General features: G+C 27.1%; 13 protein-coding genes and 1 pseudogene. 10 read left to right on the top strand and 4 right to left on the bottom strand.

Annotated elements, in window-relative coordinates; all coding sequences use genetic code 11:
* From J7M87_RS20220 to J7M87_RS20195, 6 genes are all read left to right on the top strand, one after another.
* The coding region (locus tag J7M87_RS20220) for a LysR substrate-binding domain-containing protein (RefSeq protein ID WP_291654037.1) at window positions 1–583 on the top strand (583 nt) is incomplete at its 5' end.
* Window positions 584–694: 111 nt separating this feature from the next.
* On the top strand, window positions 695–1738 hold the full coding sequence (locus J7M87_RS20215) for a putative sulfate exporter family transporter (RefSeq protein ID WP_291654039.1): 1044 nt from the start codon (window positions 695–697) through the stop codon (window positions 1736–1738).
* 212 nt (window positions 1739–1950) lie between these two features.
* Window positions 1951–3168, top strand: coding sequence for an NADP-dependent isocitrate dehydrogenase (locus tag J7M87_RS20210; protein ID WP_291654035.1), 1218 nt, complete (start codon window positions 1951–1953; stop codon window positions 3166–3168).
* 117 nt (window positions 3169–3285) lie between these two features.
* On the top strand, window positions 3286–4101 hold the full coding sequence (locus J7M87_RS20205) for a glycerophosphodiester phosphodiesterase (RefSeq protein ID WP_291654033.1): 816 nt from the start codon (window positions 3286–3288) through the stop codon (window positions 4099–4101).
* Window positions 4102–4177: 76 nt separating this feature from the next.
* Entirely contained in the window at window positions 4178–4342 is a 165-nt protein-coding gene (locus J7M87_RS20200; RefSeq protein WP_291654031.1) for a small, acid-soluble spore protein, alpha/beta type, read from the top strand.
* A 105-nt stretch (window positions 4343–4447) separates the two neighbouring features.
* Entirely contained in the window at window positions 4448–4912 is a 465-nt protein-coding gene (locus J7M87_RS20195) for a DUF3284 domain-containing protein (RefSeq protein ID WP_291654029.1), read from the top strand.
* A 434-nt stretch (window positions 4913–5346) separates the two neighbouring features.
* Here the strand turns inward: J7M87_RS20195 and J7M87_RS20190 are convergent, their stop codons facing one another.
* Window positions 5347–6078, bottom strand: a complete 732-nt coding sequence (locus J7M87_RS20190) for an NAD-dependent epimerase/dehydratase family protein (RefSeq protein WP_291654028.1) — start codon at window positions 6076–6078, stop codon at window positions 5347–5349.
* Between the two features lie 135 nt (window positions 6079–6213).
* The gene (locus tag J7M87_RS20185) at window positions 6214–7446 is read right to left on the bottom strand and encodes an aminopeptidase (protein ID WP_291654026.1); all 1233 of its coding nucleotides are present in this window, start codon (window positions 7444–7446) and stop codon (window positions 6214–6216) included.
* A 181-nt stretch (window positions 7447–7627) separates the two neighbouring features.
* On the opposite strand from J7M87_RS20185, the gene glsA reads away from it, so the two are divergent.
* From glsA to J7M87_RS20165, 4 genes are all read left to right on the top strand, one after another.
* Window positions 7628–8545 carry a glutaminase A gene (gene glsA / locus J7M87_RS20180; protein WP_291654024.1) on the top strand — a complete coding sequence of 306 codons (918 nt, stop codon included), beginning with the start codon at window positions 7628–7630 and terminating at the stop codon, window positions 8543–8545.
* Between the two features lie 128 nt (window positions 8546–8673).
* A complete protein-coding gene (polA, locus tag J7M87_RS20175; RefSeq protein ID WP_291654022.1) occupies window positions 8674–11286 on the top strand; it encodes a DNA polymerase I in 2613 nt (870 codons plus the stop codon).
* A gap of 16 nt (window positions 11287–11302) precedes the next feature.
* Window positions 11303–11902, top strand: a complete 600-nt coding sequence (gene coaE / locus J7M87_RS20170; RefSeq protein ID WP_291654020.1) for a dephospho-CoA kinase — start codon at window positions 11303–11305, stop codon at window positions 11900–11902.
* Between the two features lie 14 nt (window positions 11903–11916).
* Window positions 11917–12465: a lytic transglycosylase domain-containing protein gene (locus tag J7M87_RS20165; RefSeq protein ID WP_291654018.1), complete on the top strand. Its 549-nt coding sequence runs from the start codon at window positions 11917–11919 to the stop codon at window positions 12463–12465.
* Between the two features lie 67 nt (window positions 12466–12532).
* On the opposite strand, the gene J7M87_RS20160 is transcribed toward J7M87_RS20165, so the two are convergent.
* The gene (locus J7M87_RS20160) at window positions 12533–13399 is read right to left on the bottom strand and encodes a 50S ribosomal protein L11 methyltransferase (RefSeq protein ID WP_291654016.1); all 867 of its coding nucleotides are present in this window, start codon (window positions 13397–13399) and stop codon (window positions 12533–12535) included.
* A gap of 341 nt (window positions 13400–13740) precedes the next feature.
* A pseudogene (locus J7M87_RS20155) lies at window positions 13741–14310 on the bottom strand (flavin reductase family protein); the annotation flags it as partial.
* Between the last annotated feature and the right edge of the window lie 225 nt (window positions 14311–14535).

Below are 14535 nucleotides of genomic sequence, written 5' to 3'. Positions count from 1 at the left end.
GATATATATACTTCCAGAAATAATTAAGGATTTTTCTAGTAAGTTTAGAGATATAGAAATATCCTTAATAATCGAAAATACAAAAAATATTGAAAAATTAATATTAGAAAATAAAGTGGATTTTGCATTTGTAGAAGGAGAAATCCATTCAGATGAAATATTAAGAGAAATTGAATGGAAAGATGAATTGATATTTATTTGTGGGGATGAAAATGAATTAAGATATTCAACAATAGTAACAGGAAAAATGCTAGAAGATCAAAAACTAATTATGCGAGAAGTAGGAAGTGGAACGAGGGAACATACAGAATTATTTCTAAAGAAAAATAAAATAAAGTTTAACACTTTTTTAGAATTAGGTAATACAGAAGCAATAAAAAGAACTGTAGAAGCAAATTTAGGAATAGGCTGTGTTTCACATAGGGTTGTAGACCAGCAAATTAAAGCAGGTAAGCTATTTTCTTTTAGACTTGAAGAAGGCAAAATTGAAAGAAATTTATATTTAATCATGCATAAAGATAAATTTCTCTCTAATAATATGAAAATGTTTATAGAATACACAAGAGATAAAAAATACATATAAGCAAATAGTTATTATAATAATAAAATAATAGTATTTCACCTTTAAGTAAATAATATCTATAATAAGATCGTAAGAAAGATAATTTAAATTTATAGAGTTTGAGGTGAATATATAGTGAAAAAATTAAAGAGTATATTACCTGGATTGATAATTTGTTTAATTATAGGTATTATTTCAGAAATATTAGGGAAAAGATTTTCTACGATAGGAGCTGCAAGTTTTGCTATATTTATAGGTATAATAGTAGGAAATACAATATTTAAGGGGAACAAATATGATAATGGTACTAAATTTGCAGAAAAGGACCTTTTAAATTATTCTATAGTTCTTATGGGGGCTAATTTAAATTTAGGTGAGATATTAGGCCTTGGATTTAATGGACTTATATTTGTTATTTTACAAATGACTTTAACAATTAGCATAACATATTGGATAGGAAGAAAGCTTAGATTTAATAGAAAATATTGCTTGCTTATGTCATCAGGAAATGCAGTTTGTGGATCCTCTGCAATAGGTGCAACAGCTCCAGTAATAGATGCTGATGATTCGGATAAAGTAATATCTATAACAATAGTAAATGTTATAGGAACTATTTTAATGATTTTACTTCCGTTTATAACTGCAGCATTATATAAGAATGAAACACTTCAAACATCAGCAATGATGGGAGGGATATTACAATCAGTAGGTCAAGTAATAGGCTCAGCAAAATTTGTTTCAGATGATGTTGTAAAATTAGCAACAGTATTTAAAATTATAAGAATAATATTATTAGTAGCAGTTGTATTAGTTTTTGAAAAAATAGATTTATCTAAAGAGTCTTCTACTAAGAAAGAATCAAATACTGATGTTAGTAAAGAAGAAAATAAGAATAATGGAAAGGTAAGCAAAAAGAGAAAAATTAATATTCCATGGTTCATAAATGGATTCTTTATAATTTGTATATTATACACTATAGGGGTTGTACCGCAAGTTATATCTTCTATGTTTAAATGGATTAGCAGTAATTTTGAAATTATAGCATTAGCAGGAATAGGAATGAGAGTTAAAATAAATGACTTAATAAAAGAAGGGCCAAAAGCAATGTTATATGGAGGAGCAGTAGGAGTTTGTCAGATAATATTTGCTATAGTATTAATATCAATTTTCTTTTAAAAATAAAGATTAAATAAAATAATAATCTGATACTAAAAATTATAAATAGATTAGTATCAGATTTTTTATTTATTATAAAGTATTTGAATTATTAATTGTTTAAAGAAAATAAATATTCTATATAAATAGACATAAAAAATAAACTTAATTGTAAAAAACTAACTTATAATGTATAATTAGCTTATTAAAAATTAAATACTGGGGGGCTAAACATGAGCAAAATAAGGATGACAACACCATTGGTTGAAATTGATGGAGATGAAATGACAAGGATTCTATGGGGGATGATAAAGGATGAATTGTTAAATCCATTTATTGATTTAAAGACAGAATATTATGATTTAGGATTAGAGTATAGAAATAGGACTAATGATTATATTACTGTAGAAGCTGCAGAAGCAATAAAGAAATATGGTGTAGGAGTAAAGTGTGCTACAATTACACCTAATGCAGAAAGAGTTAAAGAATATAATTTAAAGGAAATGTGGAAAAGTCCTAATGGAACTATAAGAGCTATTTTAGATGGTACAGTTTTTAGAGCACCTATAATAATAGATTCTATAAAACCTTATGTGAGAACATGGAAAGAACCTATAACTATAGCAAGACATGCTTATGGAGATGTATATAGGGATGTAGAAATGAAGATTGAAGAGAAGGGAAAAGTAGAACTAGTTTTTACTAATGGATCTGGACAAGAGACTAGAGAGCTTATCCATAATTTTGATGGTAACGGAGTAGTTTTAGGAATGCATAATTTAGATAAATCTATAGAAAGTTTTGCTAGAAGTTGCTTTAACTTTGCAGTTGATACAAAGCAAGATTTATGGTTTGCATCAAAGGATACTATTTCTAAAAAATATGATCATACTTTTAAGGATATATTTCAAGATATATTTGACAAAGAGTATAAAGAGAAATTTGAAGAGCTTAATATAGAATATTTTTATACATTAATTGATGATGCAATAGCAAGAGTGATAAAGTCAAAAGGAGGGTACATATGGGCATGCAAAAACTATGATGGTGATGTTATGAGTGATATGGTTGCAACAGCTTTTGGATCTCTTGCAATGATGACTTCTGTATTAGTTTCACCAGAAGGATATTATGAATATGAAGCGGCACATGGAACTGTACAAAGACATTATTACAACCATCTAGCAGGAGAAGAAACATCTACTAATTCTATAGCAACAATATTTGCTTGGTCAGGTGCATTAAGAAAAAGGGGAGAACTAGATAACTTAAATGATCTGGTAGAGTTTTCAAATAAACTAGAAGAGGCATCTATAAGAACAATTAATGAAGGATATATGACAAAAGATTTAGCACTTCTATCACATTTAGAAGACATTACAGTAACTAATTCTTATGATTTTATAAAGCAAATAAGAATAAGGTTAGAGGATTTTTATAAAAATAAATAAAGAATAGTACTATAAGCTGTCTATATTTTTAGGCAGCTACTGTTTTTTAGAATTTTAAATGATATAATTTTATTGTGGTAATTAATGGGTTTAAAGTTGAATATGAGGAGAAGAGTTATGAAGAAAAAAATAATTGTAATTTCGTCTATTGTTTTAGGAATAGTATTATTATGTTTAATAAGTTTATTTTTATTAACTAAAGCAACGCCAATAGAAGATGGAAGCTTAGAATGGATTAAGAATACTAAAATATCTCATAGAGGTCTACATAATAATGAGGATATACCTGAAAACTCTTTAAAAGCATTTGAAAATTCTATCAATGAAAATGTTGCTATAGAATTAGATGTGCAGTTAACTAAAGATAACAAAGTTGTTGTGTTTCATGATTATAATTTAGAAAGAATGACAGAATCAAATAAAAATATAAATGAGTTAGATTATATAGATATTTTAGACTTAAAACTTTTAAATACAAATGAAGTTATTCCTACGTTAAATGAGGTTTTGGAGCTTATAGATGGAAAAGTTCCAGTGCTTATTGAAATAAAAAATGAGGATAAAGTTGGAATACTTGAAAGTGAAGTTTATAATATAATAAAGGATTATAAGGGAGATATTGCTATTCAGGCTTTTAATCCATTTGTTTTATCATGGTTTAAAAAGAATTCACCAGAAATACCTAGGGGACAATTATCTGGATCTTTTGATGATTCTGATTTGCCAGGATATAAAAAGCTTGTATTAAGAAACTTGCTTTTAAATTTTGAAAGTAAACCAGCTTTTATAGCCTATGAAGTTGATTATTTACCAAAAGCTGTAGTTAAATTTCAACGTAATAGAAATATTCCTATATTAGGATGGACGGTAAAATCAGCAACTGACTTAGAGAAAGTAAAAGAAAATTGCGATAATATCATATATGAAGAATAATTAAAATTTCTAGTTATTACTTAGCATAAAAACACGTTAATATCTTAAAAATATATAAGATAGGAGGTGTTTTTATATGGCACATAAAAATAATAAGAATTCTAAAAAAAATAAAAAGGCAGGGCAAAAAACTAGAACAGAACTAAAAAAAATGCAAATGGAAACTGCTGATGAAGTAGGGTATTCTAAGGAATCTAGAAAACTTGGAAAAAACAAAGCAAGGTCTGAAGATAAAAGTTGATTTCTATAAAAAAATAAAAGGATGTAATCCTTTTATTTTTTTATAGAAATTTATTTGAAAAGATGTAATAATAAGAGTAGAAATATAAATATTAGGGGGACTATCATGAGTAATTATAATATAAGTATAAATTTAGATTATCCAATAGAAAGAGTATTTAAAGTGTTTATTGATTTAAATAAAAGAGAAATGCCTAAATTTAATGATAAAAATCCAACAGAAGTAAGTTATAAAAAAGTAATAAAATATGTTGGAAAACAAAAAATTGAAATGGAAACTAGTATAACTGGATATGAAAAAAATAAGTTATATGAAGTAACTAATATAATAAGTAATGATAAATATATTTCAAAATATGAATTTAAAGAAATAGATTCGAATTCTACAGAGATATTGTTAAGTGAAACACAAGAAATGATGGGATTCACATCATCTTTAACGGTATTATTTCAAAAATTTAATGCAAAGAAAAAATTAAAAGCTAAAATGGAGGGTATAAAGGAAGTATTAGAAAAAGAATTAGAAAGAAGAGATGGAAGAAATAATGATTCTAAAAATGAAATAGAATAAAAATTATATCTTTAGATAGTTATTTATAAAACTAATAACTTTATTTATAGCGAGGTCAAATAAGTTATAATAATAAACAAAAAGTCACAGTATCAGAAATCTATTTAATATAAAATTTATTAAATTTCAAGTGAGCTTTATTGCAATAAAAAAGTTAATCTTTTACTTTATAAAGTAAAAGATTAACTAGTAAATTATAGTTTTGAGACAAATTATTTTTACTATAATGCTTTCATAAGTTTAGAGTCTTGGTAAAAAGGCTTTTTATTAAGATACCATTTATATGACATTTCTAATCCTTCTTTTAAATATATAACTGGTAAATGGAATCCATTTTCTCTAAGATCCATTATATTTAAATTAAAGTTAGCGCTTCTAAAAGGGAAGTAACTTTTAACTTCTGAATTAGATAAAGGAATTTTTTTTATTTTAGCTTATTTATTTAAAATAGATGCACAGGATTTAATTACTTCATCCCAAGAATATAAATCAGGGCTAGTTAAATTATATGATCTATTATCATTATCATTATATATTGCACATTCAAATGCCTTAACTAAATCTTGAATATGAATAAATTGAACTTTAACATCATCTTCTGGAACTAATATAACCTCATCATTTTTTATTTTATCAAAGAAAAAACATTCTCTATATAAATCATTTCCTTCACCATAAATATAGCTAGGTCTAAATATTGTTGCATGTAACCCTTTATTTTTTATTAATTCATTTATATAATGTTCAGCCTGCAATTTATTATATCCATAACTACCCCAAGTAGAATTTTCTCCTTTATTAGCATCTTCTTTAATATTTTCAGCACTTGGAATATATACTGCTGCAGATGAACAGAAAATATATCGTTTTAAAGAAGATGGATTAATACATGAAAATAAAATTTCAACATCATCTTTTGAGTAAGCGGAAATATCAAATATCACATCATATTTCTTATTAGCTAAAGCATTTTTTAGAGCTTCTGTATTTTTCCTATCACAAATAATATGATCTTTGTATCCTGAATAATTTACCTTTCTTAAGCCTCTAGTTAAAATATCAATATCATAGCCACGATTAATTAAATAGGTTGCAAGAGATTCAGAAACAAATCCACTTCCACCTAATACTAAAACTTTAACCATTTTTTCCTCCTTTAATAACATAACAAACCCCTCCCATAGATATAGTATATACAATATTTTCATAGTATAAACAAATTTAAGTAATTAATATATATAAAGTAAAATACTTCAATATGTACTAATATATGATTAAAGGTTTTGAAATATTAAGAAGAACTAAAATGCCCAGTTTCCTGAGTTAAATATTTTAATTTCAGTGTTATCATAAGTATGTCCTGTTATATCTAAATCATCTGTTCCAATCATAAAATCAACATGAATTATTGAATCATTTGCACCTTTAGCCGCAAGTTCTTCATTGTTTAGATTTTCTCCATTAACTATACAAGTTGGATAAGCTTTACCAAAGGCTAAATGGCAAGCTGCATTTTCATCAAATAATGTATTGTAAAAAATCAAATTTGAATTTGAAATAGGTGAATCAAAAGGAACTAATGCCACTTCTCCTAAATAACTAGCTCCTTCATCGCTAGATAATAATTCTTTTAATGATTCGTAGCCTTCTTCAGCGGCAAAATCAATTACTTTTCCATCTTTAAATGTAAGAGAGAAGTTATCTATTAGATTACCTCCATAGCTTAAAGGTTTTGAGGAAGTAACAGTTCCATTAACTCCATTCTTTTTAGGAAGAGTATAAACTTCTTCAGTTGGCATATTAGCATTAAATTCTATACCTGAAGTACATTTTTCTGAGCCTCCAAGCCAAATATGATCTTTAGGAAGTTCTATAGTTAAATCAGTACCCTTAGAATTTTTATAATGAATTTTTTGAAGTTTATTGGAATTTAAAAATTCTAGTTTTTTAGCTATATTATTGTTATGCTTTTCCCAGGATTTGATTGGATCATCATTATTTAATCTTACTACATCAAATATTACATCCCAAAGTTTTGATACAGCTTCTTCAGAATTAGAATTTTTAAATACTTTTAATGCCCATGCCTCAGTTGGGACAGATACTACAGTCCAACGTATCTTGTTTGCCATTGAATAATCATAGTATTCTTTTAAAGCTAATTGACGATGTTTTTGAAAGGTTGATATTTTTTCCATAGGAATATCTTTATAAGCATCTGGGTCTGAGGCAGAAATAGAAATAACTGCACAGCCTTCTCTAGCATAAGAGTTATATGATTCAGCTATCCAATTTGGTACCTCTTTTAATGTATCTATTGATGCATATTCAAGTTTAAGTCTTTGTAATTTTTGATCTCCATAATGAACAACGACTTCTTTAGCGCCTTCTGTGTAAGCAACTTCTGCAATAGCTCTTGCAAAATCTATACATTCTACTGGTGAATTAACAAGTAAAACCTGGTCTTTTTGCAAATTAACACCCTTTTTTACTGCTAGAGTTGCATACTTTAATAACATATTTTTCATATCCATGAAATCACCTCAATTATAATTTATATTATTTATTTTTACATAATATAGAAAAATAGTCTAGTTAAAAATATAGAGGTATAAATTCCCTTGTGTATAATAATAATTATTAATATAATAGAAATACTTAGATGTGGGGGAAAAGGATTTAACATAAAACAAAAGATAGCATGAGGTGATATAAATGTTTAAGTTGTTAGATACATTAGTTGATAAAAATAGAAAATATGGAAGTAATGGTAAACTCGCAGCATATATTCCAGCATTATCAGAGGCAAATCCTGATGATTTAGGAATATGTGTAGTTGATTTAAATGGAAAGGAATATTATTCAGGAGAATGTGATAAGAAGTTTACTATTCAAAGTATATCAAAAGTTGTTACATTAATTTTAGCACTTAGAGATAACGGAAGACATAATGTCTTTAAGAAGGTTAATGTGGAGCCAACTGGAATGGGATTTAATTCAATAGTAAACCTTGAGGTTAGAGATACAGGAAGACCATATAATCCTATGATAAATGCTGGGGCTATAGTTACAACATCATTAATAGATGGTAAAGATGTTAATGAAAAGTTTCAAAAAATATTAGATTTTATAAGGCTTGTTACAAATAATGAAAGTATATCAGTAAATGAAAGAGTGTACTTATCAGAAAAGGAAACAGGAAATAGAAATAGGGCCTTAGCATATTTTATGAAGAGTAGTGGTATATTAGATGGTGATGTAGAGGAAATATTAGATTTGTATTTTAAGCAATGTTCAATAGAAGTGTCTGCAAGGGATTTAGCTAGGTTTGGATCAGTCCTTGCTAATGATGGAGTTATTCCTTGGAATAATGAAAGAGTAATGTCGAGAGAGGTATGTAGAATAGTAAAAACTATTATGGTTACTTGTGGAATGTATGATGCATCTGGTGAGTTTGCAGTTCATGTTGGAATTCCTGCAAAATCAGGGGTAGGAGGAGGTATTCTTGCCACTGTTCCAAGAAAATATGGAATAGGTATTTATGGACCATCATTAGATGAGAAAGGAAATAGTATATCAGGATTACATGTAATTAAAGATTTATCAGAAGAATTAGACTTAAGTATTTTTTAATATTTTAGATATAGATTTTAATTCAAATAGATATATTAATTAAAATGTAATGATTTGTTACTATAAAAATAGTATAATTTATAATAAACATAAATTTAAGGAGTAAGCTCCTTAATTTGGAGGAAAATATGGAAAGATTATTGATATTAGATTCTAACTCACTTTTAAATAGAGCATTTTATGCGATTCCAGAGTTAACAACTACAGATGGAATTCATACGAATGCAGTTTATGGATTCACAAATATGCTATTTAAAATGAAGGAAGAGTTAAAACCAGATTATATAGTTGCAGCTTTTGATAAAAAGGGACCAACTTTTAGACATAAAGAATATGAAGAATATAAAGCAGGTAGAAAGAAAATGCCACCTGAACTTGCTGAGCAATTTCCTATAGTAAAGGAGCTTTTAGATTTATTATCTATAAGTAAATATGAAATTGATGGATTTGAAGCAGATGATATAATTGGTTCTTTAGCAAAGTATGCAGAAAAAAATGACATTGAAGTTTTCATAGTTACTGGAGATAGAGATGCTCTTCAGTTGGCATCAGATAATATAAATGTTGTTATTACAAAAAAAGGTGTTACTGAAACAGCGGTATATGACCATAAAACTTTTATTGAAGAATTTGGAGTAACGCCAACTCAATTTATAGACGTAAAAGGTCTTATGGGCGATAAGTCAGATAATATACCTGGAGTTCCGGGAGTTGGAGAAAAAACAGCTTATAAATTAATTCAAACCTATGGTTCTGTAGAAGAGGTATTAAATAATATAGATAATATTAGTGGGAAAAAGTTAAAAGAAAATCTAGAGAATTTTAGAGAGCAAGCTATTTTTAGTAAAAAGCTAGCAACTATAATAACTGAAGTACCTATTGAATTTGACTTAGATGAGATAAAAAGTCAAGAATCATATGATAAAGAAGGATTAAGAAAACTATTCTTTAAACTGCAAATGAAGTCGATGTTTGATAAACTTCCTAAATCAGATAAAGATTTAGAAGTAACTGAAGAAGCTTTAAATTTGATTACTATAAATAACTTAGAAGAATTACTTAATTTATCAAAGTCATTAGATAAGGTGTGCTATATAACGTATGATGTTATAAATAGTACAAAATACTCAGAAATAGAACTAAGTAAAATATATTTATCTAATGATGATAAAGTATATTTAATTAATTTTAAGAATATTTATAGTGTTAATAAAGATGAAGCAAATATAGCTTTAAAGGAAATCATGGAAAATGAAGAATTAATTAAAATAATTCATGATGGAAAGTCATTAGTTACAGTATTAAATAAGCTAGATATATCCATAAAGGCATTTGAATTTGATACTGCTATAGCGGCTTATTTAATAGATTCAGCTAGATCATCATATGATTTATTAACATTAATAAATGAGTATCTAGGTGAAGATGTTACTGGAGAAGGTGAAATCTTAGAAGGAAAGGTAAACTTTAAACTAAGAGATATATATGAATTGTTAAAGAAGAAAATAGAGGAGGAAAAAATGGAAAAACTTTATTATAAAGTTGAACATCCATTAATATTTGTTCTTTCTTCTATGGAAGCTTTAGGGTTCAATATAAATGAAAATATGCTAGATGACTTAGCAATAAAATTTAAAGAAGAGATTACAAGAACAGAAAAAGAAATATTTGCTTTGGCAGAAGAGGAATTTAACATAAACTCACCAAAGCAATTAGGAAAAATACTTTTTGAAAAATTAGATTTACCTGTAATTAAGAAGACAAAAACAGGTTATTCAACTAATGCTGAGGTTTTAGAAAAGCTTCAAGACAAACATGAAATAATACCAAAGATAACTTACTATAGACAAATAACAAAACTTAATTCTACTTATGTGGAAGGATTAAAAAATGTTATAGACAGTGATGGGCATATTCATTCAAGCTTTAATCAAACTGTAACTACTACAGGAAGATTATCAAGTACAGAGCCTAACCTTCAAAATATCCCTATAAAATATGAAATGGGAAGAGAGATAAGAAAGGTATTTATACCTGATGAAGAAGGTGACATTCTATTATCTTGTGACTATTCACAAATAGAATTAAGAGTTCTTGCTCATATGTCAAATGATGAAAATATGATAGATGCATTTAAGCATCATAGTGATATACACACTAAAACTGCATCTGAAGTATTTAAAGTGCCAATAGAGGATGTTACATCACTAATGAGAAGTAGAGCTAAGGCTGTAAACTTTGGGATAGTTTATGGAATAAGTGATTTTAGTCTTTCACAAGATTTACACATAACTAAAAAAGAAGCTTCTGAATATATGGAGATTTATTTCGAAAGATATCCTAAGATAAAAGGATATCTAGATAGTGTAATGCAAGAAGCAAAAGAAAATGGATATGTACTAACTATTTTAAATAGAAGAAGATTTATACCAGAAATTAAATCTTCTAATAGAATAGTGAAAGCTTTAGGTGAAAGATTGGCGATGAACGCTCCTATCCAAGGAAGTGCAGCTGACATAATTAAGCTAGCTATGGTTAATGTTTATAATAAATTAAAGGAAAAAGAGCTGAAAAGTACAATGATTTTACAAGTGCATGATGAGCTTATATTGAATGTTAAAGAAAATGAACTTGAAGAGGTAAAACAAATAGTTAAAGATGAAATGGAAAAAGTTTTAGATATGAAAGTACCTCTTGAAGTAGATACTAATATAGGTAAAACATGGTATGAGGCTAAATAAGGGGGCTTAACTGAAAATGATTAAGATAGGGTTAACAGGAGGAATTGGTTCTGGTAAAAGCACTGTATCAAAAATGCTTAGTGAAAAAGGATTTAAAATAATAGATGCAGATACAATCTCTAGAGATGTCCTTATTAAATACCCTGAAATTCTAGATAAGATAAAAATAGAATTTGGATCAGGTTTTTTCGATTGGAGAGGGGAATTTAGAAGAAGAGAATTTGGAAATCATATTTTTAGATTTCCAAAACAGAGAAAAAAATATGAAGAGATAATTATTCCATATATAAAAGCTGAAATTTTTGAAGCGTTAGATAAGTATGAAAAAAGTGGAGAATTAATGGTGATATTAGATGCCCCAACTTTGATAGAAAATAACCTCCATGATTATATGGATTATATAATTGTAGTATGGGTAGATAATAACACTCAGATAATGAGATTAAAAAATAGAGATAGATTATCTAGAGATGAAGCTGTAAATAGGCTAAATGCACAAATATCTCTGGATAAGAAAAAGGAGTATGCACACATTATTATTGATAATAATGGTGACTTATTAAAAACTAAAAATCAAGTTGATAAGGTAGTGGATTTTTTTAAGGTAATTAAATAAGTAAGGAGAAAGTAATGAAGTTTAAACGTATCTTGACTATTCTAATTACAGTATTTATTGCTTATATTGGAATAACATTAGTAATGAAGAATTATGTATATCCATACAAATATGCCGATTATATAAATAAGTATAGTGAAGAATATGAAGTAGATCCGTATCTTGTATTAGCAGTTATTAAGACAGAAAGTAATTTTAATAAGGAAGCTGTTTCAAAGAGAGATGCCAAAGGATTAATGCAGATTATGGATACAACAGGAGAATGGGCTGCAAAAGAAATTGGAATAAATTATTTTATGCCATCTATGCTTTTTGATCCAGAGTTAAATATAAAAATGGGGTGTTGGTATTTAAAAAACTTAGAAAATGAATTTAACGAAAATTTAGATTTGATATTAGCAGCTTATAATGGTGGAAGTGGAAATGTTAATAAGTGGCTAAGTGATGAAGAGTATTCACAAGATGGTGAAAATTTAGATTATATACCATTCCCAGAAACAAAGAAGTATGTAGATAAAGTTAAAGCGAATTATAACATATACAAATACCTTCATGAGAAATAAAAAATGAATAATTATAATTAAGCCTATATACGAAAGTTTATCTCAAGTATATAGGCTTTTTCCTTTTTTAATTAAATATAGCTGTTATCCATTCATTAGTTTGATATTTTGTTTCAAGTTTAAATCCATGACTTTCAACTATGGATTTTACTTTGTCAAAACTCCATTCCACAAGTCCAGATACAAGAAGTTTTCCATTGGATAATAAATGTTCTTTTATAAAGTTCATAAACAATTCAGTTTCTTCTCCACCTATATTTATGTAAATCCAATCATATTTATCATTTATCTTAACTTCTTCATTTAGTGCATTACCAACTAAAACTTCAATATTATATAATCCATTTAATGAAGCATTTAATTCAACTTCTTCTCTTACATCTCGTATATCTAAAGCAGTAACCTTTGATGCGCCGATAATAGCAGATGCAACTGATAAAATTCCTGATCCAGTGCCTATATCCAGTACTGATTTATTGCATAAATCAATTTCTGTTAAAATAATATTTAATAAGTCTTTTGTTGTTTCATGTAATCCAGTACCAAATGCACCTTGAGATATAAAAGAAATTTTATGTGTATTTTTATCATTAATAACTTCATCAGGGGAAGCTAAAACCCAATTATCATTTATATGTACCATAGGGAAGTTATAATTTTCATAATTATAATTTACTTCTTCAATATTTGTACAATCTGCTCCCAAAATAGAAGAAACAGTATCTTTAAATGAAGATAAGGTATCTTTATCTAGTTCATAAGAAACTTTAATATCAATAGTAGAAACTGATTTTTCTAGATAGCCATATCCATATTCATCAGTAGTAATTTCCAAAGGACTTTCATAAAATACATTAAAAATATCATTAATTTGCAATTTTTCAATTTTTTCATCTAATTCTTCATATTTAATAGTATAGGTTAATATAAACATAGCTTAATCCCCCGAATCTAATTCATTGTAACATTATAGAGTATAGATAGATTTTTAGCTAATGTCAAGGAATCTACTGGAATAATAAGCATTTATATTGAAAGAATGTTGTATGTAAATTTAACCAAATATGAATTTAATAAATTATTAAAATGTTATTTGCTTTTCTTTTTAGATTTTAGTGAATTAGTAACTTTTTTTGACTTATTCTTATGACCTTTTTTAGTGTTTAATTTTAAGTTATTATCAGAGTCTTTCTTTTTCTTTGGTGAATTAGTTTTATATTTTTGATCTAATTTTTTATTAGTATTTAGTTTATTATCTTTTGATTTCTTATTGCCAGTAATTTTTTTTGAAACTGAGAATCCAAAGGATCCAATAGAATTTTGAGGAAGCTTAAAGTATTCTCCATGACAATAGGAAATTAAATCACCCTTTTCAAAATGAATTTTCCCCTTTTCATCTATTAAATTACTATTTATATGAGATCCTACAACTTCTGCGATAAACATATCATGTGTGCCTAATTTTACTATATCTTTAACCTTACATTCGATAGTAACAGGACATTCGTTGATATAAGCAACATTAACATTAGTTCCTTCTTTCATTGTAAATCCCATGTCTTTTATTTTATCGAATTTTCTACCAGGCTTAACTCCACAGTAATCTACTGCTTTAACCATATCAGAAGAGGGCATATTAACAATAAACTCCATAGTTTCACATATGTATTCATAAGAAAGTCTTTCAGGTCTAATAGAAATAGAAAGCATTGGAGGTTTTGTACAGATTGTTCCAGTCCAGCCTACTGTAAAAACATTATCTTTTCCAGCCTTATTTCTAGATGTAATTAAAACCACAGGGACAGGGTTTAAAACAACGCTTCCTTTAAAATCAACTTTATTCAAAATAGAATCTCCCCTTTAAAATATTTTCTTTAGGATTATAGCATATATTTATGTCAATTTATATAAATAAGATTTTAAAATTGAATAAAAGGCGTAGCCTCAGAAATCTATTTAATATAAAATTTATTCAATTTCAAGTAAGCTTTATTGCCTTAAAAAAGTTAATATCTTATTTTTATAAAGGGCTAACGAAATGGTCTTACCCCCATTATGTAGACAGTCAAT

Source organism: Clostridium sp., from assembly GCF_017888565.1.
GTDB lineage: Bacteria > Bacillota > Clostridia > Clostridiales > Clostridiaceae > Clostridium.
This window is presented reverse-complemented; position numbering and strand designations above follow the sequence as displayed.

What these genes read in the sequence shown, in the direction of transcription:
- J7M87_RS20205 (WP_291654033.1), top strand. Translation starts at nt 3,286, where the DNA reads ATGAAGAAAAAAATAATTGTAATTTCGTCTATTGTTTTAGGAATAGTA.
- polA (WP_291654022.1), top strand. Translation starts at nt 8,674, where the DNA reads ATGGAAAGATTATTGATATTAGATTCTAACTCACTTTTAAATAGAGCA.
- J7M87_RS20195 (WP_291654029.1), top strand. Translation starts at nt 4,448, where the DNA reads ATGAGTAATTATAATATAAGTATAAATTTAGATTATCCAATAGAAAGA.
- J7M87_RS20190 (WP_291654028.1), bottom strand. Translation starts at nt 6,078, where the DNA reads ATGTTATTAAAGGAGGAAAAAATGGTTAAAGTTTTAGTATTAGGTGGA.
- J7M87_RS20160 (WP_291654016.1), bottom strand. Translation starts at nt 13,399, where the DNA reads ATGTTTATATTAACCTATACTATTAAATATGAAGAATTAGATGAAAAA.
- J7M87_RS20165 (WP_291654018.1), top strand. Translation starts at nt 11,917, where the DNA reads ATGAAGTTTAAACGTATCTTGACTATTCTAATTACAGTATTTATTGCT.
- J7M87_RS20185 (WP_291654026.1), bottom strand. Translation starts at nt 7,446, where the DNA reads ATGGATATGAAAAATATGTTATTAAAGTATGCAACTCTAGCAGTAAAA.
- coaE (WP_291654020.1), top strand. Translation starts at nt 11,303, where the DNA reads ATGATTAAGATAGGGTTAACAGGAGGAATTGGTTCTGGTAAAAGCACT.
- glsA (WP_291654024.1), top strand. Translation starts at nt 7,628, where the DNA reads ATGTTTAAGTTGTTAGATACATTAGTTGATAAAAATAGAAAATATGGA.
- J7M87_RS20210 (WP_291654035.1), top strand. Translation starts at nt 1,951, where the DNA reads ATGAGCAAAATAAGGATGACAACACCATTGGTTGAAATTGATGGAGAT.
- J7M87_RS20200 (WP_291654031.1), top strand. Translation starts at nt 4,178, where the DNA reads ATGGCACATAAAAATAATAAGAATTCTAAAAAAAATAAAAAGGCAGGG.